Annotated in this window: 15 protein-coding genes, 1 tRNA gene and 2 rRNA genes; 17 read left to right on the top strand and 1 reads right to left on the bottom strand. The window is 27.6% G+C overall.

Going from position 1 to position 26,222, the window contains the following annotated elements:
* The 13 genes from I1959_RS14450 to I1959_RS14390 all read left to right on the top strand — a co-directional run.
* Positions 1-79 (top strand): 23S ribosomal RNA (locus I1959_RS14450); the annotation flags it as partial.
* 58 nt (positions 80-137) lie between these two features.
* Positions 138-211: transfer RNA gene (locus I1959_RS14445), tRNA-Gly, on the top strand.
* A gap of 11 nt (positions 212-222) precedes the next feature.
* Positions 223-339: ribosomal RNA gene (gene rrf, locus I1959_RS14440) — 5S ribosomal RNA — on the top strand.
* 81 nt (positions 340-420) lie between these two features.
* The gene (locus I1959_RS14435) at positions 421-876 is read left to right on the top strand and encodes a hypothetical protein (protein ID WP_166504876.1); all 456 of its coding nucleotides are present in this window, start codon (positions 421-423) and stop codon (positions 874-876) included.
* A gap of 160 nt (positions 877-1,036) precedes the next feature.
* Positions 1,037-2,920 (top strand): hypothetical protein, encoded by a 1,884-nt coding sequence (locus tag I1959_RS14430; RefSeq protein ID WP_195238803.1) that lies wholly within the window; start codon positions 1,037-1,039, stop codon positions 2,918-2,920.
* On the top strand, positions 2,913-5,135 hold the full coding sequence (locus tag I1959_RS14425; protein WP_092927380.1) for an ATP-dependent helicase: 2,223 nt from the start codon (positions 2,913-2,915) through the stop codon (positions 5,133-5,135). Before I1959_RS14430 ends, I1959_RS14425 begins: the two co-directional genes overlap by 8 nt.
* Positions 5,128-5,907 carry a PD-(D/E)XK nuclease family protein gene (locus I1959_RS14420; RefSeq protein WP_195238801.1) on the top strand — a complete coding sequence of 260 codons (780 nt, stop codon included), beginning with the start codon at positions 5,128-5,130 and terminating at the stop codon, positions 5,905-5,907. Before I1959_RS14425 ends, I1959_RS14420 begins: the two co-directional genes overlap by 8 nt.
* Entirely contained in the window at positions 5,897-9,349 is a 3,453-nt protein-coding gene (gene addB / locus I1959_RS14415; protein ID WP_092927376.1) for a helicase-exonuclease AddAB subunit AddB, read from the top strand. The genes I1959_RS14420 and addB overlap by 11 nt, the downstream gene beginning before the upstream one ends.
* The gene (addA, locus tag I1959_RS14410; protein ID WP_195238799.1) at positions 9,349-13,104 is read left to right on the top strand and encodes a helicase-exonuclease AddAB subunit AddA; all 3,756 of its coding nucleotides are present in this window, start codon (positions 9,349-9,351) and stop codon (positions 13,102-13,104) included. The genes addB and addA overlap by 1 nt, the downstream gene beginning before the upstream one ends.
* 152 nt (positions 13,105-13,256) lie before the next feature.
* The gene (gene alr, locus I1959_RS14405; protein ID WP_092927372.1) at positions 13,257-14,387 is read left to right on the top strand and encodes an alanine racemase; all 1,131 of its coding nucleotides are present in this window, start codon (positions 13,257-13,259) and stop codon (positions 14,385-14,387) included.
* 11 nt (positions 14,388-14,398) lie between these two features.
* Positions 14,399-15,328, top strand: coding sequence for a S66 peptidase family protein (locus tag I1959_RS14400; protein WP_195238797.1), 930 nt, complete (start codon positions 14,399-14,401; stop codon positions 15,326-15,328).
* A gap of 112 nt (positions 15,329-15,440) precedes the next feature.
* Entirely contained in the window at positions 15,441-16,655 is a 1,215-nt protein-coding gene (locus tag I1959_RS14395; RefSeq protein WP_195238795.1) for a metallophosphoesterase family protein, read from the top strand.
* On the top strand, positions 16,642-20,169 hold the full coding sequence (locus tag I1959_RS14390) for an AAA family ATPase (protein WP_195238793.1): 3,528 nt from the start codon (positions 16,642-16,644) through the stop codon (positions 20,167-20,169). Before I1959_RS14395 ends, I1959_RS14390 begins: the two co-directional genes overlap by 14 nt.
* A gap of 335 nt (positions 20,170-20,504) precedes the next feature.
* On the opposite strand, the gene I1959_RS14385 is transcribed toward I1959_RS14390, so the two are convergent.
* Positions 20,505-20,720 (bottom strand): hypothetical protein, encoded by a 216-nt coding sequence (locus I1959_RS14385; protein WP_166504882.1) that lies wholly within the window; start codon positions 20,718-20,720, stop codon positions 20,505-20,507.
* 195 nt (positions 20,721-20,915) lie between these two features.
* On the opposite strand from I1959_RS14385, the gene I1959_RS14380 reads away from it, so the two are divergent.
* The 4 genes from I1959_RS14380 to I1959_RS14365 all read left to right on the top strand — a co-directional run.
* Positions 20,916-22,169 carry an HlyC/CorC family transporter gene (locus I1959_RS14380; protein ID WP_166504883.1) on the top strand — a complete coding sequence of 418 codons (1,254 nt, stop codon included), beginning with the start codon at positions 20,916-20,918 and terminating at the stop codon, positions 22,167-22,169.
* Positions 22,170-22,280: 111 nt separating this feature from the next.
* A complete protein-coding gene (gene ytvI / locus I1959_RS14375) occupies positions 22,281-23,333 on the top strand; it encodes a sporulation integral membrane protein YtvI (protein ID WP_195238791.1) in 1,053 nt (350 codons plus the stop codon).
* Between the two features lie 77 nt (positions 23,334-23,410).
* Positions 23,411-24,634, top strand: coding sequence for a peptidase T (gene pepT, locus I1959_RS14370; RefSeq protein WP_092927358.1), 1,224 nt, complete (start codon positions 23,411-23,413; stop codon positions 24,632-24,634).
* Between the two features lie 157 nt (positions 24,635-24,791).
* A partial coding sequence (locus tag I1959_RS14365) for a hypothetical protein (protein WP_207733602.1) occupies positions 24,792-26,222 on the top strand: 1,431 nt, incomplete at its 3' end.

The following is a 26,222-nucleotide window of genomic DNA, read 5'->3' as shown; positions in this document are numbered from 1 at the left end:
TACCTGGTTGATAGGTCGAAGGTGTAAGTGCAGTAATGTATTTAGCTTATTGATACTAATAGGTCGAGGACTTGACCTCATTTAAATGATGAATCTAAATGGTATACAGTTTTGAAAGTACTAATAAAACTAAATATGCGGGTGTAGCTCAATGGTAGAGTTCCGGCCTTCCAAGCCGGCTGTGAGGGTTCGATCCCCTTCACCCGCTCCAGATAAAGATTATGTGGTTATTATAGCAAAGAGGATACACCTGTTCCCATACCGAACACAGAAGTTAAGCTCTTTAGCGCTGATGGTACTTGGGGGGCGACCTCCTGGGAGAGTAAGACGTAGCCACGTAATCTTTTTTGTTGTATTTGAAATTATTCACATTTTAACTTCATTTTATATATAATAAAATAAAGTATATGGGGTGAGTATGTGAAAAATACATTTGACCTGGGAGAAAAACTATTTTTTAATACTTTAATTATATGTATAATATCATTTATATACTTTAAGATAATTGAGATTGAATCGAGTAACTTAATCATAGAAATTTTATTTGCATTATTCTTTTTTCTTATAAATTTTTATTATGGATATAAATATAGCTTGAAACTTAAAGAATCTTTAATAGTGGGATCAATGGGAGCAGGTTTAGGAATTTTTTTATCATTTTTTTCTTTATGTGCACATTTTTTAATAGAAGGTAGTAATAGCTCTATATTGTTTTCAGTATTATATTTATCTCCAATTCAGTCTATTTCAAATTATTTGAGTGGATACAACAGTATAGTAAATATATTTATAATTATAATTATAAATATATTTTTAGTTGTTATTGGTGGACAATTAAGAAATATTACAAATAAATTTTTAAATAATTTTAAATAGATTATATTTAAAAAATAAAAGAAGCGGCTATTTGGTTGCTTCTTTTATTTTTAGGATTAAAAAAATAGTATGTAGCTTTAAGTAAACATTTTAATGGAGGAATTAAAAATCTCTAATATGATATAATTAAAATACAAAATAGTTTAAAGAAAGGGTTTATATGAGGTACATATATAGAAATTTAAATAATAAAGATAAAGAGAGCAAAATAGTTAGTTTATATAATGAAATATTAAAAAAATGTAAAAATAAATCTTCGAAAATAATGATTCTAGTTCCTAATAATCTAACTAAATTAAAATATGAGAAGAAGATTAATATAGATTATTGTGAAAAACTAAATATAATATCATATACTAATTTTATTAAAGGAGAGCTCATAAAATTTTGGCCAATAGTGTTAGAAAATAATAATGAGATAAAAGAACATCACATAAGACCTAAATTTATAAATAATACTTTGACAGACTATATAATAGGGGAAAAGGTAAAAATTAAAAGAGAAAAAGAAGGATACTTTGAAGATATTATAAGCACCAATAAATCTATAACTTCAAGTATAAGTACTAATATAAATAAGGCTACATTAAGTAAATTAGAATTTGAGAGCATAGGAGAAAAAATTTATTTGTCTAAGAAAAATAAAGATAATATAAATAAATTTTCTTATAGTGAAATGAACGAAATAATAATGGATTACACTAGCATGTTATTAAATAAAGGTATGTTAGATAATTCACTGAGTGTATATGTATATAATAAATATCTTTTAAAAAATGATTTATACAAAGAATATTTAAGAAAAAAAATAAAATATTTAATTGTAGAAAGTTTAGAAAGTGTATCTGTAGCAGAAATCGAATTTATAAAAGAGATACAAGAAAATGCTATAGATTCATATACATTTTTTAATGAAAAAAGAGATTTTTCAGTTTTTAATAATATAGATATTAAGTTTATAGAAGGATATATAGAAAATGAATATGAAGAAGAAAAGCTTAACAAAAAAGGAGAGGTTTCTATAGATGATTTACCAGTAAGTGTTGAACTAAATGAATCTAGTCAGCTATATAGCGAGATGATAGAAGTAGTTTTAAAGAAAATTAAAGAGTTAATACTATCAGGAGTAAAAGCACAAGATATAGCTATAATTTCTCCTATAAACAATACAATATTAGACTTTCAAATGACTAATAAATTGAAAATTAATAATATCGATATATTTAGCACTAAAAAAGATAAAAAGTTAATAGATTATCCTTATGCTAATGCACTTATAGTGGCTCTTAGCATTTTTAATGGTAGCCAAAATTCCATAAGAGAAGAAGACTATATAAATTTTATAGAAACTATATTAGATGTCAATAAGATACAAGCATTAAAAATATATAAAAATAAGTATGAAGAAGAAAAATTTAAAGAAATATTAAATTATATAGAAGATAAAAGGAATGAGAAACTTAAAATAGGTGAGTTTCTAATTAAATTTTATATAGATAAAATGCTAAATCTTAAGTTTGGAAAAGAAAATATTCATATTTGTAAAAAGATAATATATGAATGTGAGACATTTACAGAAAACATAGAGTTATTGAATATAAATGAGGATAAAGAAAAGTTATTTATAAAAGCACTTAAAACTACAATAAATGACTATTATCAATCTTCAGAATTAGAAGATTTGAGTAATATAGATAAAGTATTATTAACCACTCCATATACATATATATCATCAAGAGTAAATAGACCAATACATATATGGCTAGATGTAGGTAGCAATGGGTGGAATATGAAGATAGAAAAGGATATAAGTAATTTGATAGTTCTTAGAAAATCTTTTGAAGAAGGTAGAATATATACAGATAAAATGGAAGAAGATTATAAGAAGTATTATTTATACAATACTATATATAATTTACTAATTAATACTAAAGAAGTATATGCATATAAAAGTGAATACACAGTAAATGGGTATATACAAGAAAGTATATTATATAGCATACTACTTAAGATGTTAGATAAGGGGGAAAACTCTTATGAATAATATAAATTATAGACAAGATCAATTACCAATAATAGCCTATGAAGGTGGAACTATGGCGGTACCAGCAGTACCAGGAGCCGGAAAAACTTTTATAGTTACCAATTTAGTAGCAAAGTTACTAAGTGAAAAAAAACATGATAAATCTAAAATACTAATATTAACTTATATGAATAGTGCAGTAAATAACTTCAAAGGAAGAATAAAAGCAATATTAAAAGAGAATGACATAAAAGAAGAAAATTCTTATGAAGTTATGACAATACATAGTTTAGCTGTAAAAATAATAAAAGAAAAACCAGAAGTAGTTATGTTGAGTGAAGAATTTAACATAGCAGATGATTTACAAAAAACTATAATACTAAATGAATGCATAAATAATTTTAAGATAAATGGTGGGGAAAGGGCATTTAGATGGTTCCTAAAAGAGCAAAAGGATGATAAATGGAATGATATAATGCTTGAAGCTTGGGAGAGAGGATTTTTTGACTTAGTAGTAAATGCAATAAGTGACTTAAAATATAAGGAATTATCACCACAAGAGCTAGAGGGGATATTATCTAATGGGCATAGAGGAATATTAAAATTAATACTTCCTATATATAAAGAATATGATAAAAAATTAAAACAAAATGGCCTACTTGATTATGATGATATATTAATTCTTGCATATAAAGCATTAAATTTTGATGAGAATTTAAGAATAAAATTTCAGAATAGATATAAGTACATATTTGAAGATGAATGCCAAGATTCCAATGAGATACAGGGTAAAATTATAAAAATGATATGTAGAGATAATGAAAATTTAGTTAGAGTTGGGGATATAAACCAAAGTATAACTGGAACTTTTTCATCATCAGACCCTAAATTCTTTAAGGAGTTTATATCTCAGGCAGATAGTTGCTATAGAATGGACATGTCTAATAGAAGTTCAAAGGATATATTAGATTTAGCAAATAAACTAGTAAAGTATGTAACAAAGGAATTTAGGCAAGAGGAATGTAGAGATGCTTTAGAGGATATGGAAATAAAAACTGTTCCAAGTGGTATGGGATATAAGGAAAATCCTAAACCAGATATATACAGTATAAATGTTAAAAAATATGAGACATGGAATGATGAGTTGACAAAAACCGTAGCATACACAAAAGGAATAAAAAGAAAGTATCCGGATAAAAGTATAGGAATATTGGTACCTTTTAATGATCATATAACGCAAATTGCTAAGATTCTGATTGATGAAAATATGGAGTTTGAAGAGTTAGGACCTAATTCTCTAAATAAAAGAAAGATCATAAACAAACTGTCATATATAATAGACTTTATAATAAATTGTGATGATATAAATAAACTAATAAATGCCTTAGATAAAGTATTTGTAAAAACAGATAATGAAAAAGGGAAGGAAGATTTACTAGATGTATTAAAAAAATATAGCACAGAAGAGATAATATACAATGAAGAAATAACAAATAATATAATAATAGATACAAATACAGAGTTATACCAAACATTTATACAAGGAATAAATATTCTTAAAAGTATATTAGAATATCCTATAACAAGATTAGATGTGCTTTTATTATTTATAGGGGATGAACTTAATTTAGGGAAAGAAGATAGAGCAATAATAGATTATCTGGCATTTTATATAAAATTTTTAAGCTTAGATAACCCAGATATAAGTTTAATAGATGTATATAACCTTTTAATAGATAGTAAAAATAAGGTATTTAATCATATAATAGAAGTGGTATATGAAATGAATGGATATGAGCCACAACCAGGAAGTATAACTATATGTAACTATCATAAATCAAAAGGTTTAGAGTGGGATTGTGTTTTTATGTTAGGGCTTACAGAGTTTAATTTCCCTGATAATACAAATCAAAAGTTTCAAAGTGATAAATGGTATTTAAAAGATAAGTACAAAAATCCAGTGGCTATTGTAAAAAGTGAAATTGAATGTATATTAACTGGTGATATACCTACTAATTATATATATAAGAGTAAAATAGATTTAATAAATGAAAAGATAAGACTATTATATGTTGGAATTACTAGAGCTAAAGAAATGTTAATATTATCAACAAGTCTTTATAAAGATAAGAATGATGTAGGAAAAAGAAATAAAGAACAAAAGCCTTCTTTATATATAAATGAACTTGAGAAGTATATAAATATGAGAAAAAAGGAGGTAAATATAAATGAATAGTTGTCTAAAAAACTTTAGATACAGCCAAAATTCTATAAATACGTATAAATCATGTCCATTAAAATTTAAGTATAAGTACATTGATAGAATTAATTGGAAATACGATGATATAGAACATAGAGAGTACTACGAAAGTTTGAAAACAGGTACAGATTTTCACTTATTATGTGAAAGATATTTTAGTAATATACCTTTAGGAATAAATTCTAGTACCAATACAGATTTTCAAAGATGGATGGATAAAGTAAAAAAACTAGTTCCAATCAAGGAAGGTTATTTATACTTACCAGAGTATGAAGTAATGTTTAATTTAGATAGAAATATAATACAAGCTAAGTATGATTTAATAATAATCAAAGATAATAAAATTGAAATATGGGATTGGAAAACAGAAAATAAAAAATTTAATTATAAAAATGTAGAAAGTAGAATACAAACTATTGTATATATGCTTTTAGCAAAAGAAGTAATTCCCAATTTATTAGATAAAGATATAGATACACAAAATATAAGTATGAAATACTATCAACCAGAGTTTGATGATAATTGTGTATCTATATCTTATAATAATGAAAAACATAAACAAAATAAAAATAAGGTGTTATCATATATAGATTATATAAAAAACACCAACTATAACAAAGAAGACAAAGAATATAAATATGAGTTAGTAAAAAACAAAAAACACTGCAAATACTGTGAATTTAATAAATTATGTAATAATGAGGAAGTAGACAGAAGTGTTTTTGAGGAGGATATTTATGAGTGTTAAGTTTGTATTAGGTAGAGGCGGAAGTGGTAAATCGACCTATATACTAGATGAGATAAAAAATAGAGTTAAAGATAATGAAATAACACCTGTAATACTTTTAGTTCCAGAACAATATACATTTGAAATGGAAAAAAGAATGAGTAAGCTCTTCTTAGGAGAAGAAAAAGACAAGTTTTTAAGGTCTAGGGTATTAAGTTTTAAAACTATGAGTAGCATAGTTTTTTCTTACGTTGGAGGATTAACTGATGTTAACATAAATTCTAGTGGCAATGCTATGATGACTTATAAAGCAATAGAAAGTGTAAGTAAAGAATTAAATATATTTTCTAAATCATCATCTCAATCAGGATTTGTAAGTTCTATAAGTGAGATAATATCTGAGTTAAAACAGTATAACATAAGTTATGAGATGTTAGAAAATATATCTGGCGAAGTAGAAAGTGAAACTTTAAGTTTAAAATTAAAAGATATAAGTAGGATATATAAAGAATTCGAAGAAAAACTACATGAAAATTATATAGACACTCAAGACATGCTAAAATCATTAGCAGAAAAATTACCAGTATGTGATTATTTTAAGGATGCATATATTTATATAGATGAATTTACTGGATTTACACCTAATCAGTATAGGGTATTAAGTAGTTTATTTAAGCAGGCTAAGGAAGTATGTATATCTTTAACAGTGGATAACCCAGGTAATATTTCATACAATAAAACAGATGCTTTTTCTAGAACAAAGTTTACATATCAAAAGCTAATAAAATTATGTAACGAAGAGGGAGTAAAGTTGCTTCCTGATATAAAGCTAAATAATAATATTATACCAAGACTTAAAGATAGCAAAGAACTTCAGCACTTAGAAAGGTACTATAACTCGTATCCATATAAAGTGTATGAAGAGTCAACTAATAATATAAAGATAAAAGAATTTAGCAACTTATACTCTGAAGTTGAAGAAATAGCAAAGGAAATAGTACATTTAGTTAGAGATAAAGGGGTTAGATATAGAGATATAACTATAGCTACAAGAGACTTAAATAAATATGACTTTTTAGTAAGCTCTGTATTTAATGAATATAAAATACCTAATTTTATAGATAAAAAAAGAGAAGCTAAAACAAATCCAATAATAGTACTTATAATATCTATATTAGAAATGAAAAGTAAAAGATATAATTATGAGACTATGTTTAGATACTTAAAAAGTGGACTTGTAGGGATATCTAACGAAGAAATTAGTATGTTAGAAAATTATGTATTAGCAAATGGTATAAAAGGTAAAAAATGGTTTGAGGATAAATGGGAGTATAGAATAAATCACAATATTTCTTCAGAAGAAAAAGAAGAGGAAATAGAAATACGAGAAAAGGTTAATGAAATAAAGGAAAGAGTCTTAACTCCAATAATACATCTACAAGATAAATTAAAAGGTAAGAATAATGCAAAAGACATATGTAAGTATATATATGAATTCTTGTTAGAAATAAATATGCCAACAACTATAGAAAATTTAATAATGAAATTTAAAGGTAAAGGAGAATTAGATATAGCTAATCAATATTCTCAGGTTTGGAACATAGTTGTAGATATATTTGACCAAATTGTTGAGATAATGGGAGATGAAAAAATATCTTTAGATAAATTTATAAAATTAATAAGTCTAGGATTTGATGAATATGAACTTGGATTAGTTCCTCCAAGTATAGATCAAGTACTTGTAAGTAGTGTGGATAAAATGAAAAATCCAAATACAAAGTATCTATATTTAATAGGGACTACAGATGGTACATTCCCATTAATAGCAAAGGATAATGGGCTTTTAAATGATAGTGACAGAGAAAACTTAGGGCAAAAAGGTGTAGAGGTTGATATAGATAGTAAAACTAAAACATTTGAAGAACAATTTTTAGTTTATAAAGCACTTACATCAAGTAGCCAAAATCTAATAGTTACCTATCCTATAGCAGACCATGAAGGAAAAACTATAAGACCATCAGTAATAGTATCAAGACTTAAAAAGCTATTTCCTAATATAGATAGTAAAAGTTATTTATTAGAAGAAGAAGCTAAAACAGATGAAGATATCTTAAATAGAATAACTGTAAAATCTCCAACTTTTAATGAACTTATAAAAGAGATAAAAGAGTTTGACGATGGAAAAGATATAAATAATTTATGGTTAGATGTATATAGATACTATGCAAGTGATAGTGAATACAAAAATATAACTAATAAGGTTATAAGTGGACTTACATATACTAATCAAGTTCAAAAAGTAGAAGAAGAAAAAATAAGAACACTATATGATAAAAATTTAAGTGTATCTAGGTTAGAAAAGTATGCAGAGTGTCCATTTGCTTACTTTATACAGTATGGTCTTAAAGCTAAAGAAAGAAAAGAATATTCTTTTACAGCACCAGATTTAGGGAATTTTATACATAAAATATTAGATAATTTCTCAAAACAGTTAGTAAAAGATAATCTACATTGGGCAGATATAGATATAAACTATATAACAGAAAAAGTAGAAAAAATAGTTGAAGAAATAGTAGGTAAGATACCTGGATACATACTAGAGAGTTCTCAAAGATATAAGTATCTTACTCTTAGATTACAAAATATGCTTATATCAGCTATAAGTATAATAAGTGAACAAATAAAAATTGGTTCATTTGAGCCTACAGATTATGAAGTGAATTTTGGAACTAAAGGTAAGTATCCACCTATAAAAATAGTTTTACAAAATGGAGAAGAAATAAAACTAAGAGGACAAATAGATAGAATAGATGAATTTGAGAACGAAGAAGGTAAATATATACGAATAGTTGATTACAAATCTGGTAAAAAGGATTTAAGCTTAACAGATGTATATTATGGGCTTCAATTACAACTATTAGTTTATCTAGATGCAATATTAGAAAGTGGGAAATCTAAGGGACAGAATATAAATCCAGCAGCGATTCTTTATTCCAGAATAGATGACCCAATAGCAAAATTTGATGAAGATAAAGAAGAAGAAACTATAAGAGAAGAAATACTTAAAGAGTTAAAAATGCAAGGTTTACTTATAAAAGATTCTAATATAATCAAAGAAATGGATAAGACACTAGCAAATGGAGAAAGAACAACATCTTTAGTTATACCTGCAAACTTTAACAAAGATGGTACTTTAGGTAGATATACAAAAGGTGTTACTAATGAAGAATTTGAGGTTATTAGAAAATATGTAAAGGACTTGATAAAATATTTATGCGAAGATATGTTAAGTGGAAATATAAGTATATCTCCATATAAACATAAAGATAGAAATTCTTGTATATACTGCAATTACTCAGCTATTTGCCAGTTTGATACAACATTAAAAGATAATAAATATAAAATAATAAACAAAAAGAGTAATGACGAGATAATAAACACAATGAGAGGAGGAGTTAAGTAATGAGTTCTCCTAAATGGACAAAAGAGCAACAAGCAGTTATAGATAGTAGAGATTGTAATTTATTAGTAGCAGCAGCAGCAGGTTCGGGAAAAACTGCTGTACTAGTTGAACGTATAATTCAAATGATAACTGATAAAGAAAATCCTATAGATATAGATAAGTTACTAGTAGTTACGTTTACTAATGCAGCTGCATCTGAGATGAGAGAGAGAATAGGTGATGCGATAGGTAAGGCATTAGACAAAGATCCAGAAAATAAGCATTTACAAAATCAGTTAGTGCTTTTAAATAAAGCTAGTATAACAACAATACATTCATTCTGTTTAGAAGTTATAAAGTCTAACTTCCATAAAATAAACTTAGACCCTAACTTTAGGATAGGTGACACAACAGAGTGTGCACTATTAAAGCAAGAGGCCATAGAAGAAGTATTCGAACGACTTTATATAGATAGAGATGAAGGATTTTTAAATTTAGTAGAAAGTTATGCAGAGAGAAGAGGAGATAATAATCTTCAAAATATAATACTAGGTGTATATAACTTTGCCATGGCATCACCAGATCCTAAAGAGTGGTTAGAATTTTCAGCAGAACAATTTAATATAGATGGTGAATTTGATTTCTCAACATCTATATGGGCAAAAGCTATACTAGATACAGTAAAGATAGAGATAAGTGGTATGGAAACTAGTATGAAAAAGGCCTTAGAAGAGTTAGAAGGTATTGTTGAGTTAGAAACATACACAGAAAAATTTAAAACAGATTACAGTAGTATAAAAAGAATATTAGATGCTTGCAACTTATCATGGGATGAAGCTTATAGTAGTATATCAAATATAAAATTTGAAAACTACGTAAAAGGTGTGAAAAGGCTTGGAAAAGATACCCCAAGTTATATAAAAGACATAAAAAGTAAGGCTGATGATATAAGAAAAAAAGTTAAAAAGTCAGTAGAAAGCATAAAAGATTCAACCTTTAATAGAGAAAAAGAAGACATAAATTATGAGATAAAGTACATTTATAAAGTAGCAAAATCTATATCAGATATAGTCATACAATTTGAAGATGCTTATGACAATAAAAAAAGAGAAAAGGGAATAATAGACTTTAATGATATAGAACATTTTGCGTTAAATATATTAGTTCAAAAAGATGATAAAGGTGAAAATATACCTTCAGATATAGCACTTTCCTATAGGGAAAAGTTCTATGAAATATTTATAGATGAATACCAAGATAGTAACTTTGTGCAAGAGGTACTTCTTTCAAATATAGCAAAAATTAAAACCCCAAATAGATTTATGGTTGGGGATGTAAAACAAAGTATATATAGATTTAGACAAGCAAAACCAGAAATATTCTTACAAAAGTATGCTGACTATGATACAGAAAAAGGTTCACTATATAGAAAAATAATGCTTTATAAAAACTTTAGAAGTAGGGAAGAAGTTGTAGATAGTGCAAATTATATATTTGAGAATGTAATGAGCGAAAATATAGGTGAAATAAATTATACAGAAGAAGAACGATTAAACTTAGGTGCTATATTTAAAGAAAATACTAATGAAGATGTAGTAGTAGGAGGTCCTACAGAAATACATTTAATGGAGAAAGCATCTAGAAAGGATGATTCTGAGACTAAAGAAAATGAAAGTTCAGAAGAAGAGGAAGAAATAGATAATATACAACTTGAGGCTAGAATGGTTGGAAATATAATAAAAGGCTTAATGTCACCAAATGAAGAGGGAAAAATTCAAATGGTTTATGACAAAAAGCTAGATGATTATAGGCCTGTACAGTTTAAAGATATAGTTATCTTACTAAGAGCTACATCAGCTTGGGCTCCAGTATTTGCAGATGAACTTATGAATATGGATATACCAACTTATGCAGATATAGGGGTAGGGTATTTTGACACTATAGAAATAAAAACTATAATGAGTTTACTTCAAATTATTGATAATCCTATGCAAGATATACCTCTGCTTGCAGTGCTAAAATCACCTATATGTGGATTTACACCAGAAGAACTTATAGACATAAGAGTAGAAGAACATAATAAAAGTTTTTATGAAGCTTTAGAGGAATATAGTAATCATGAAGATGAAAAGGCATTAAAGTGTATTGAATTTATAGAAAAACTAAAAGACTATAAGGAAAAATCCCTATATATGAGCACAGACGAATTTTTATGGTATCTGTACACTAACACAGGATATTATGCATACGTAGGTGCTTTACCTGGAGGATCTCAAAGACAAGCAAACTTAAAGATATTATTTGAAAGGGCAAAGCAATTTGAAGAAACAAGTTTTAAAGGTATATTTAGTTTTATAAATTTTGTAGCTAAGCTTAAAAAATCAAATACTGATATGGGAAGTGCTAAAACTCTTGGGGAAAATGCAGACGTTGTAAGAATAATGAGTATACATAAAAGTAAGGGGCTAGAGTTCCCTGTTGTAATATGTTCTGGTATGGGGAAAAACTTCAATACTCAAGATTTTAAAAATGATATATTATATCATCATGAACTAGGATACGGTCCTCAAATAGTAGATTATGAAAGAAAAATATCTTATCCAAGTATAGCTAAAGAGGCATTAAAAAGTAAAATTAATGTAGAAAATTTATCTGAGGAAATGAGGGTACTTTACGTAGCATTTACAAGACCTAAAGAAAAGCTTATAATAACAGGTTCAACGAGAAACATTGAGAAATCTTTACAAACATGGGCAAATGGAGTAGAGGGAAATAAAGCAATATCACAGTATAAGGTACTAAAAGGTAAAAGTTACTTAGATTGGATAATGCCATCAGTATTAAAGCATAAAGATTTAGAAGAATTAAGAGACTTTGCTAATATAGATATAGAATATATAGACAATCATAATTCAAAGTGGGTATCTAATATATGGTATAAAGAAGATGTCACTTTAACTCAAAATGAAGAAGAGGAAGAAAAGAGCATAAGAGAGATAATAGACAGTCTAGATGTAGAAAATCCTGATACAGAGTATTTTAGTATAATAAAAGAAAAATTAGATTTTAAATATCCCTATGAAGCATGTGTAACAAAACCTGCGAGTATATCTGTAACTGAAATCAAAAAAATACAAAATGCTCATGAAGAAGATTTTTCTCAAGAAGTATTTAGTAATCAAATAACTCTCAAAAAACCTATATTTATGCAAGAGGAAGAAGATATAGAAAAGATAACTGGTGCAGAGAGGGGTACTATAGTTCATTTAGTTATGCAGATAATAGACTTTAATAAGATATATACTATTGATGATATAAAAGAGCAAATAAGTAGGTTTATTAAAAAGGGAATAATAACTGAAAAGCAGTCTAGAGTAGTTAATCCATTTAAGATATATAAATTCTTTAAATCTCATATAGGACAAAGAATGTTAAAGTCATCATTTATTAAAAGAGAACAGGCCATATATGCTCAAATCAAACTTAAAGATGTGTATATATATGAAGATTTAGCAACTGAAGGAAATGTACAAGACTTTGATGAAGAAAGCATAATGCTAAGGGGTATAATTGATGCATACTTTGAAGAAGATGATAAGATTGTTATAGTTGACTATAAAACTGATTTTGTAAATGACGAAAATAAAAATGAAGTAATAAGTAGGTACAAAAAACAATTAGATTTATATTCTGAAGTGGTAGAAAAATTAACAGGAAAAGAAGTCAAAGAGAGGTACATATATCTATTCGGAATAGATGAAGATGTTAGTATATAAATAAAAACTTAATATAATTAAACTTTAAATATAAAAAATGAAGGTACTAAGCTAAGTATCTTCATTTTTTATATTTATAACTAGTGATAATAAAAGAATAATTAACATATTATGAAAATAAGCGAGTGAAATTTTCATAAGGAAGTGATACTTTGAGCTTGTTAAGACCAACTTATGTACAGATAAATCTAGATAATATAAAACATAATTTGCAGGAAATAAAAAAATATACCAAAAATAGTACTAAAATAGGCGCAGTATTAAAGTCAAATGCATATGGGCATGGTTCTATAGAAATAGCTAAACTATTATGTAGAGAAGGTATTGATTACTTATGTGTAGCAACACTTAGTGAAGCTCTAGAATTTAGAAGAGAAAACATTAAATCTCCTATTTTAGTTATGGGATATATTCCAAATGAACATATAGAATTAGCAGTTGAAAATAATATAACTATAACTGTAATTAAAGAAGAACAAGGAAAAATTATAAACAACATATGTAGTAAAATAAACAAAATAGGAAAAGTTCATATAAAGTTAGATACAGGATTTAATAGATTAGGACTTAAGGTAAATCAAAATACATTTCAAGAAATATATAGTTTATTATTATTAAAGAATTTATATATTGAGGGTATTTTTTCACATCTAGCACTTAGAGATGAAAAATCAGATTATATTCAATTTAATATATTTAAAAAGACTATAAATGAATTAGAAAAAATTAAGACGATACCTATAAAGCATATTTGTGATAGTATAGGGTTTGTTTCATATAAGGATTTTCATATGGATATGGTGAGGATAGGTGCAAGTATATATGGATACAATAATAGAGACTCTTCCTTACAGCTAAAGCCTGCTATAACATTCAAGTCAAAGATAATTCAGGTTAAAGAGGTTAGAGGTGGTGAGGCTATAGGATATGATTATTCGTATGTAGCAAATAAAAATATTAAAATAGGAATTATACCTTGTGGATATGGAGATGGGATACCAAGAAGTTTATCAAATAAAGGGTATGTAGATATAAATAATAAAAGATGTAACATAATAGGTAAAATATGTATGGATCACCTTGTAATAGACATTAGTTATTTAGATAAATGTGATTACGATGCAGATGTAGTATTTTATGGAGAAAATGGTCCTACACTTTTAGAAATAGCAAATTTGATAGATACAAATAGAAATGAATTATTAAGCTTAATATCTAGAAGGGTAGATAGAGTATATATTGAGAATGGAGAAATTAAAAAAATTTTAAACTATATATACTAAGGGGGAAAATTATGATATTTCCAGAAAAACTAAAAAAAGGAGATACAATTGGAGTTATAGCACCAGCAAGTCCATCTAAATCTAAAACAAAAAAATTACTAACTTATGAATTAGAAAAAATAGAGCAAGAATTAAATAAATTAGGGTATAAAGTCAAATTTGGAAAGACTTGTTATCTAAGATATAAGGGGTATTTAGCAGGTGAAGATGAGTTTAGAGTAAAGGACATAGAAAATATGTTTTTAGATAAAGACGTAAATGGTATACTTTGTCTAAGAGGTGGATATGGAACACTTAGAATAATTGATAAAATAAACTACAACATTATAAAAGAGAATCCTAAGGTATTTATAGGGTATTCTGATATAACAGCACTTCATATAGCCTTTAATCAAATAGCGAACTTAGTTACCTACCATGGAATTATGGGATTAAATTTTTTACACTATGATAAATATACTTTTGATTCCTTCTCAAATATATTATCAATGGAAGATGAAATTATTATAAAAAACCCAGAAGACGAAGAATTACATACTTTAGTACAAGGAAAAGCTAATGGGATTACAGTAGGAGGAAATCTAGCTGTAATAATTAGCACCCTTGGAACAAGATATGAAATTGATACAAAAAATAAAATTTTATTTATTGAAGAAATAGGAGAAAATATATATAAGATAGATAGAATGCTTACACAATTAGAACTTAGCAATAAGTTAAATGACTGTTGTGGGATAATATTTGGAGACTTTAAAAAGTGTAGAAAAGATAATGAAGATGATTATGATTTATATGAATTATTATTTGAAAAGATTAAAAAATATAATAAACCATGCTTATGTAATATAAAAGTAGGTCATTGTACATCATCAAATAGTATTTTACTAGGGGGAAATTGCTACTTAGATGCTACGAACAAATCTATAAAATTTGTAAAATAATAATATCTATTAATAAAAATAACATAAAAGGAAGATGTTTAGACATCTTCCTTTTATGTTATAATCAAACTATTAAAATATATAAATAAATCATATTATTTAGGAGGATAAAATGAGATTTATTCATACATCAGATTGGCATCTAGGAAAAAGCTTAGAAAGTCACTCAAGATTGGAAGAACAAACCAAATTCTGTGAAGAATTTATACAGATAGTGGATGATAATAATATAGATATGGTTATAATAGCAGGAGATATATATGACACATCAAATCCACCTGCACAAGCTGAAAAATTATTCTATAAAACAATATCAAGATTATCAGACAATGGGAAAAGATGTGTATTAATAATAAGCGGTAATCATGATAATCCAGAAAGACTACAAGCATCAAGTCCTCTTGCACATGATCAGGGGATAATAATACTTGGAAATCCTCTAAGTAAAACAGAAGTATCAAAGTATAAAAACTTTGAGATATTAGAAGCGAAAGAGGGATGTATAAAACTTAATATAAATAATGAGAGGGTTGTTGTTATAACGCTGCCATATCCAAGTGAAAAGAGGCTTAATGAAGTAATACTTCAAAATGATGAAGACAAAGAAAGACAAATAACATATTCTCAAAGAGTTGGTGAGTTATTTAAAGAATTAGAAGAAAACTTTGAAGATGATTCAATAAATTTAGCTGTATCTCACCTTTTTGTTGTCGGTGGAGAAGAAACAGAATCTGAAAGACCAATACAACTTGGAGGAAGCTTATTAGTAGAGAAAAAAGACTTACCTCAAAAGGCTGATTATATAGCTTTAGGACATTTACATAAAATGCAAAAATCTTCACAAAGGTTAAATGCATACTACTCAGGATCTCCTATACAATATAGCAAAGATGAAAGATCATATACTAAAGGATGCTATATAGTTGATATAAATAAATACAAAGAAATAACAGTAGAAAAAAAATACTTTAAAAACTATAAACCTATAGAGGTATTTAAATGCAATGGAATAGAAGATGCATTAGAAGTATGCGAAAAAAATAAAGATAGAGATATATGGTCTTATTTTGAAATAAAAACAGATGAAGTTATATCACAGTCTAACATAAAAAAAATGAAGGATACATTAAAAGATATAATAGAAATAAAACCAATAATAGCATCAAAAGAATATAATGAAGAAATAGACGTAAAAGAAAAATCTATGGGAGAATTATTCAAGGAATTCTATGAATTTAGTAGGGGAGTAGAACCTAAAGGAGAGCTTATGGATTTATTCTTAGATATAATAAATGAAGAAGGTGAAGCTAAAGATGAGACCTATTAGATTAGAGTTAAGTGGTTTAAATAGTTATATAGATAAATCAGTTATAGATTTTGAAAAACTAACTGATAGAGGTTTATTTGGGATTTTTGGTAAAACTGGAAGTGGTAAGTCAACTATATTAGATGCAATGACAATAGCTATGTATGGAAGTATACCTAGAAATACTAAAGAATTTATAAATAGTAGCTGCGATAAAGCAATAATTTCTTATGAATTTGAAATCGGAAGTAAAAACGCAAAGAGAAGGTATAAAGTAGATAGAACTATAGTTAGAACTAATACAGGTACTAAAACTTCATATGCAAGATTAATAGAGATGTATGAGGATGAAAGTGAAAAAGTATTAGCAGACAAAGTTGGAGAAGTAAATAATAAAATCGCTGAAATTGTAGGATTAACAGCTAATGATTTTATGAGATCAGTAGTACTTCCACAAGGTAAGTTTAATGATTTCTTAAAGCTAGCAGGTGCGGATAGAAGGGACATGCTAGAGAGAATATTTAATCTTGAAAAATACGGAAGAGGATTAATAGATAAAGTTAAGAAAAGAAAAAACGTACAACAACAAGCTTTAAGAGATATAAATTCTAAGCTAAGTCAATATGATACTGTAAGTGAAGAAGTATATAATCAAGTACAAAAAGAGTTAGAAGAATTAAGATCATTAGAAATTAGTAAAAATAAAGATTTTGAAATAAACCAAAATAAATATAAAGAAGTTGAAGAAATATATGAAAAACAAGTAAAGTTAAAAAACTACAAGAAAAGAAAGCATGAGTTAGATTTAAAGCAAGAAGATATATCAAAAAAAGGAAGACAGCTTGAAGATGCATTAAATGCAGATAAGATTAATCCGTACATAAATGCTGTATTGGAGCTTGAGAAAAGGGTTAATGAAGATAGCCTAGAAAGTCAAAATTTAGAAAAGAAACTAGAATTGTTAAATAAAGAACTACTTATAACTAAAGTAAATTATGAGGAAGCATATAAAAATAAAAATGAAAATATGCCAAGACTATCTGAAGATAGAATCAAACTTCAAAATGCAATAGAATTAGAAGCGGAGTTAGTTGGTTTAGATTCTGAATTAAAAGATATAAAAGGCAAGGGTATAGGTTTAAATCAAGAAAAAGAGATACTTATAAAATTAAAAGAGGATTTAGAAAGCAAGAAAGAGATAGTAATAAATAACTTAAAAAGCTTAGAAGAGAAAATAAGTGAAATAAAGATAAGTGCTGATCTAAAACAGAAAATATTTTTAGCCTATGAGTATGAAAAAGAATATAATAAGCTTTCAGAAAGTAAGACTGTTAAAAATAATAGATTGAATGAAATAAATAAAAATCTAGATGAGATAAACTTAAAGTTAAGATATATTCAAAGGGATAAAGATTCTGTATTGAAAAAACTAACTGAATTAGAAAAACATTATGAAATTTTAATTAAAAAATCTCCAGGAACTAATGAAGAGATAGTTAATAAGACTGAATATATAGCAAATTTAAGAGTAAAAGCAGAATCTATCAAAGAAAATGAAATTAAAAAAGAAAATTTACATAATAACTTAAATAAAATACTAGAAAATAGACATCAGGTAGAAAGAGAATTACATACTTTAAATGATAAATTAGAGGTTAATCATACAAATATAACTTATCTAGATAAAGAATTAGAAAAGCTAAAGTATTTAAATTTAGCAACAGAACTTAGAAAAGAATTAAAGGAAAATTCTCCATGTCCAGTATGTGGATCTAGAAATCATGAGCATGTAGATGATACAAACTATAATGAAAATATAGAGTTTACTAAGTCAAAAATAGAAAAATTAAAAGAAGATGAGTCTAATATAAAAGTAAAAATTGAAGAACTCAACAGAAAAAATAGCGAGTGTATATCAGTAGAAAAAATAATATTAAAGGAATTAGAAGAGGTAAAATCTAAAATAGGAGACTTAAGTTCTAATGAACTAATAAAGAAGGTAGAAGAAGAGTCTAAAAGGCTAGAGATATTAAAAGTTAATCTACAAAATTGGAATAAGGATAAAGAGGAAAATGAAAGTAGTATAAATAAGGCTAGAGAAGAAAAAAACAAAATTGAAAAAGATGAACTAATACTACAAGAGAGTATAAACTCTTATAAGAAAAATGTAATCGAATTAAAAGAAGAACTAACAGCAATTGAAGAAAACTATAAAACAACAAAAGAAAACTATTTAACACTAAAAGCAATAACTAAAATACAAGATTTAGAAGTAAAAGTAGAAGAGATAAATAATAATGAAAAAGCATTAGAAGATTTAAATAATGAATACTTAAAAATATCTAAGTCAAAAGAAGCAATGGAAAAAGATATAGTAAATTATCAAAATAACCTACATAAAATAGAGTTAGATTTAATTCAAGCTAGAGAAATTTATTCTGAAAAGAAAAAAGTGAGAGATGGAAAATACAATGAAATAATAGCAACAACAAAAGGTGAATCTTCAAAATTATTGTTAGAGAATCTAGAAAATAATATAAATAAGCTTATATCTCAAGAGGAAATGATAAAAAATAAATTAGAAGCTCAAAGGTTGGAATTTGAAAAAACTACATCTGACAAATCAAATATAGATGGAAGATTAAAGATAGCAAAAGAACAGTATAAAATACAAACAGATACTTTAAATAAATCATTAGAGGAGTATAAATTTGAAAGTATATATGCTGTAAAAAGATCATTATTAGATAAAGAATACTTAAGAAAACTACATGATGAGATAACACAATATGAAGAAGAGCAAAAAGTATTAGGTATAAAGATAAATGATCTAGTTAAATCAATAGGTGATAGAAAAATAAATGAAAAGGACTTTAATGAATTAAAAGATAGTATTGATAACTTAAAAATAGAAATTAGTAGAATATCCCAAGATATAGGATCAAAGCAAACTATACTAAGTACCCTAAAAGAATCTTTAGACAAGATAAAAGATTTAAATAAAGAGTTAAAGGCAGTTCAACATAAAGTGGATTTATTAGATGATCTAGATAAGATTGTTCAAGGAAATAGATTTGTTGAGTATGTTGCTACTAATCAATTAAAGTATATAGCGCTTGAAGCATCTAATAGATTAGAGTCTATAACTAAAGGTAGATATGCATTAGAAATAGATTCAACATTAAACTTTGTAATGAGAGACAACTTTAATGGTGGGCAAAGAAGAAGTGTAGATACTTTATCTGGAGGAGAAACATTCTTAACATCACTATCATTAGCATTAGCATTATCATCTCAAATACAATTAAAGGGAAGTGCTCCCCTTGAATTTTTCTTCTTAGATGAAGGATTTGGATCTTTAGATAGTGAACTACTAGAAACTGTTATAGAATCACTGGAAAGACTACATCATGATAAACTTAGTGTTGGAATTATAACTCACGTTGAAGAGTTAAAAAATAGAGTTCCAATTAAGTTAATAGTATCTCCTAGTGAAGTTGGACAAGGATCTAAAGTAAAAATAGAATATAGTTAAAAAAAATTGGTGACTACAGGGGGAGTATGTAGTCACCATATAAATATATATACTTATTAGGGGGAGAGATATATAATTTCCGCTCTCATTTATAAGTATTGGCAAATTTTAAATTTATATTCAAAAAAAATAAAAAATAACCACCTAACCAGGGGGGGGGATTAGGTGGTTTAAAGAATATTTGGGGGAAAGAATTTTTTTATATCCGATCACTAAATTAGAATATTAACAGGAGTTTTGATATTTATAGTGTAAGAGAAACTCTTTTAATTTCTCTTACACTATAGTATATGCAAAAATATTAAAATGTGACATAAAAGTATAAAAATATGTAATTAATTTAAATATTTGTCTAAATTTAGCAAAGATTTAAACTCATCGAAACTAATCTTATCAATAAATGAACCTAATCTATGTTTTCCTTGTGCATTATTTTCATAAACGTTAACTATTTCAGCAACTAGTTCTAATGCATTTTCTTCAGTTAAATTCATTAAAACCTTGTCTCTAAGTCTAGGCATAGCACCATCTTTTTCTAGTAAATCTTTCATTTTACCCTCTTTTTAAATTTAATACTATTATAAGGGGATAAAAAAAATTATAATGCAAATGTATTTTAATAGTATTGGAAATGATAGATAATATAGATTATATCTAAATTAATAAATTTCCAAATAAGGGTAAGTATGTTATAATATATTAACATATAAACAGAAATTTAAAAGAAATTAGGAGTGTGGTTTAGGTTGGAATCGACCGGTATATTGATTCAGATTATTGTATTAGTGATATTACTTATAGGATCAGGATTTTTCTCAGCATCTGAGACTGCATTAATGTCACTTAGCAAAATAAGAATAAGACATATGAAAGAAGAAGGGGTTAAGGGCGCAAAGCTAGTAAGTAACTTAATAGAAGAGCCAAATAAGTTATTAAGTTCTATATTAATAGGAAATAACGTTGTTAATATAGCAGCAACTTCTATATCAACATCACTATTTATTACATTACTTAAAGGGCCGGAAGCAGTACCATTGGCAACTGCTGTTATGACTGTGTTAGTATTAATATTTGGAGAAATAACTCCAAAAACTATAGCAGCAAATAGTTCAGAAAAAGTGGCTATATTTGTTTCTAAGCCAATAAAGGCAATAATATTTATATTAACTCCAGTAGTATGGGTACTTAATATAGTAACAAATTTAATATTTAAGTTATTTGGAATAAAAACAAAAGGGAATGAACCATATATAACAGAAGAAGAATTAAAAACTATGGTTAATGTAGGACATGAAGAAGGTGTCCTAGAAATAGAAGAAAGAGAAATCATAAACAATGTATTTCAGTTTGGGGATATGCAAGCTAAAGAAGCTATGGTACAAAGATTAGATATTATAGCTATAGATGTTGAAGATTCATATGAAGAAATAATACAGCAATTTAAAGAAGAGAAATTAAGTAGAATGCCAGTATACAATGAATCTATAGATGACATCATAGGTGTACTTAATATAAAGGATATCATATTCTTAAGTGATGAAGAGATAGCAAATTTTGATATAAGGTTGTATGTAAGGGAAGCGTTCTTTACATATGAATTTAAGAAAATCACTCAACTTTTAGAAGAGATGAAAAAAGAAAAAATACAAATGGCTATAGTTGTTGATGAGTATGGAGGAACTGCAGGTATAATAACTGTAGAAGACTTAGTAGAAGTAATCGTTGGAGATATAGATGACGAGTACGATGAAGAAGATGAAGATATAATAGTAGTTAAAGAAGATGAATATATCGTAGATGGGGGACTTAAAATAAGTGATGTCAACGAACTTATTGGAGTTAGATTAGAGTCTGAAGAATTTGATTCTATAGGAGGCTACATCATAGGTTATTTAAGAAGACTTCCAGAAGAAAATGAAGTTATAGAAGTAGATAATATAAGATTCTGTATAGAAAGTTTAGATAAAAATAGAATAAAGAAAATAAGAATATACACATAAAACACTACAATATTGTAGTGTTTTTTGTTTTATTTGAAATTTATATAAATTAATTTTAATAGTAAAGATATTTGTTAATAATTAATAATATATTATAAGGGAAGTGATTAGATGAATGTAATAGATAATAGATTCATAAAAGTATTAAAGAAAAACATGATATTTATATTACTATATACAACAGTATTTATTTTGATTTATAAGACATTTCATTATATATCACCATTTTTAGTAGGAGGTATTATTGCATTTTTGATAAACCCTATATCAGAAAAATTAAGGTATAAGTTTAATATAAATAAAGGTGTATCAACTTTAGTATTAAGTTTTATTGCAGTTATAATATTTGTAGTATTAGCTGGATTATTAATAATGGAGGGAATAGATAGTTTATTAGAATTCGTAAATAATACTGTAAATAATTATGATTACATAAGTGATTTTATTTCAAATATAGCAATTAAACTAAATTTATATTTAGAGCAACTTGAGAACATACCAAACATAAATATAGAGTTTTTAATGCAAAAATATAGCACCAATATAGTAAGTATAGCAAAACAATTATTAGAAAGTTTCGTAAATTTTTTAGGATCAATTCCATATATATCTATATTCATTATAACCTTATTCATATCTACATATTTTATAGCAAAAGATATAGATAAAATAGAATATAGTTTCTACAATATGTTCTCTGAACCAACAAAGACTAAGGTTAAGAATATAAAAAGAGAAATAATAAAATCAATATTAGGATATATAAAAGCTTATGCCATATTAATGGGAATAACTTTCATAGTAACTTGGCTAAGCCTTAGAGTATTTGATATACCATATTCTATGACGTTAGGTATTATAGCTGGTTTGTTGGATTTAATACCTTTTTTAGGGATAGTAGTAATATATTTACCTTTTATAGTTTATTACTGTATAGTAAAAAACTATCTTATAGCAATAACTCTTATAGTTGTATTTGCGCTACTATCATTGTTAAGACAGGTTTTAGAGCCTAAATTAGTATCCACCAATATAGGTATTAGTCCATTAGCTACATTAGCAGCCATATTCATAGGTATACAAGTAAAAGGAATAATTGGAATAGTATTTTTTTTAGGTCTTACAATAATGCATCAAATATTAAAAAAGGTAGATATACTTTAGTAAGTTTTTGTAATATAATAGAAATATAAGGGATATATTACTTAACAATTATTAGACCAAAGAAAGAAGGTATAACCATGAAAAATAAAGTAGTAGAAAGATTCTTAAAGTATGTGACATTTGATACAACTGCAGATCCTAAGAATGCAAATTGTCCATCTAGCGAAGGACAAAGAGTTTTTGCAAACTACTTAGTAGAAGAACTAAAATCATTAGGATTAGAAGATGCTAATGTTGATAAAAATAGTTACGTTATGGCAACTTTAAAAGGAAATACAGAAGGTGTTGATACAATAGGATTTATATCTCACTTAGATACAGCTCCTGATATAACTGGGAAAAACGTTAAACCAAGAATAATAGAAAATTATGATGGAAAAGATATAGTACTAAATAGAGAATTAAATGTAGTTACAAAAGTATCTGATTACCCAGAATTAAAAGGCCTAGTTGGAGAAGACTTAATAGTTACAGATGGTACTACACTACTTGGTGCAGATGATAAAGCTGGTATAGCAGAAATAATAACAGCGATAGAATATTTAGTAAATAACCCTGAAATAAAGCATGGAGATATAAAAGTAGGATTTACTCCTGATGAAGAAGTAGGAAGAGGAGCAGATCTATTTGATGTTGAAAAATTTGGTGCAAAATATGCATATACAATAGATGGCGGTATAGAAGGTGAACTTCAATATGAAAACTTCAATGCTGCTGGAGCTACAATATCTATACAAGGAAGAAATGTACATCCAGGTGCATCAAAAAATAAAATGGTAAATGCATTACATATAGCAGCTGAGATATCTGAAATGTTCCCAGCTAGCGAAAGACCAGAGACTACAGAAGGATATGAAGGATTCTACCACTTAAATGATTTAAATGGTAATGTAGAAAATGCTAGTATGGTTTATATAATAAGAGATCATGATAAAGAAAAGTTTGAAGCTAGAAAAGCTCATATGCAAGATGTAGTAAATAAATTAAACGAAAAATATGATGGAAGAATAACATTAGACTTAAAAGACCAATACTTTAACATGAAAGAAAAAGTAGAACCTGTTAAGTTTATAGTTGATATAGCAGAAGAAGCTATGAATGAAGTTGGAATAACTCCTAAAATAGTACCAGTTAGAGGTGGTACAGATGGGGCTAGATTATCATTTATGGGTCTTCCTTGTCCAAATATATTTACAGGTGGTTTAAACTTCCATGGAAAGAACGAATGTATACCAGTAGGATCTATGGAGAAATGTGTAAATCTTATAGTTAAAATAGCAGAAAAATATGCTCAAAAATAAATAAAATAATAAAAGGTTATCTCTTATTTAAGAGATAACCTTTTATTATTTTATAAGTTTATTTGTATAAATATGTAACAATTCCGTATAAAAAGAATATATTTTTAGTAAGTAGAAAATAATCTACTAACCTAAAAATACAAGGAGAGGAATTGTAATGCCGAAAAATAAAATAGATATAGATAGAGAAAAAAGAAGAAGAAATAGGGAAGAAAGAAGAAGAAATAGAGAAATAAGAAGAGGAATGCGTGAGTGCGAAGATCCATGCGTAAATGAAGATCCAAATGAAGATATAAATTTAGATCCAGATCCACAAGTAGATATAAATGTAACAGCGGATGCAAATGCAGATGCAACGTCAGAATCGACATCAGAATCTAATGCAGAATCAACCGCAGATGTAGATGCAAATGCAGACTTAGATGCGAATGCAGATTTAGATACAACGGTAGACGCAAATGCGGACCTAGATGCGAATGCAGATTTAGATACAACAGTAGACGCAGCAGTAGACGCAAATGCGGACCTAGATGCGAATGCAGATTTAGACACAACAGTAGACGCAAATGCGGACTTAGATGCGAATGCAGATTTAGACACAACAGTAGACGCAGCAGTAGACGCAAATGCGGACCTAGATGCGAATGCAGATTTAGACACAACAGTAGACGCAGCAGTAGACGCAAATGCAGACTTAGATGCAAATGCAGATTTAGATACAACGGTAGACGCAAATGCGGACCTAGATGCGAATGCAGATTTAGATACAACGGTAGACGCAGCAGTAGATGTAAATGCAGACCTAGACGCAACAGCGGATGCAGATGCAACAGCAGATGCAGATGCGACATCTGATTCAACATCAGACTCAGATGCAACAGCGGATGCAGATGCAACATCTGATTCAACATCAGACTCAGATGCAACAGCGGATGCAGACTCAACAGCAGATGCAACATCAGACTCAGATGCAACAGCGGATGCAGATGCGACATCTGATTCAACATCAGACTCAGATGCAACAGCGGATGCAGACTCAACAGCAGATGCAACATCAGACTCAGATGCAACAGCGGATGCAGATGCAACATCTGATTCAACATCAGACTCAGATGCAACAGCGGATGCAGACTCAACAGCAGATGCAACATCAGACTCAGATGCAACAGCGGATGCAGATGCGACATCTGATTCAACATCAGACTCAGATGCAACAGCGGATGCAGACTCAACAGCAGATGCAACATCAGACTCAGATGCAACAGCGGATGCAGACTCAACAGCAGACGCAGATGCAACAGCAGATGCAGATGCAACATCTGATTCAACATCAGACGCAGATGCAACAGCGGATGCAGACTCAACAGCAGATGCAGACGCAACATCTGATTCAACATCAGACTCAGATGCAACAGCAGATGCGGACTCAACAGCAGATGCAGATGCAACATCTGATTCAACATCAGACTCAGATGCAACAGCGGATGCAGACTCAACAGCAGACGCAGATGCAACAGCAGATGCAGACGCAACATCTGATTCAACATCAGACTCAGATGCAACAGCAGACGCTGATTCAACAGCAGAT

This window comes from Romboutsia sp. 1001285H_161024_C4, from assembly GCF_015550185.1.
In the GTDB taxonomy this organism is placed as follows: domain Bacteria; phylum Bacillota; class Clostridia; order Peptostreptococcales; family Peptostreptococcaceae; genus Romboutsia_C; species Romboutsia_C hominis.
The sequence above is the reverse complement of the archived record's forward strand: the minus strand, read 5'-3'. Positions and strand labels throughout refer to the sequence as shown.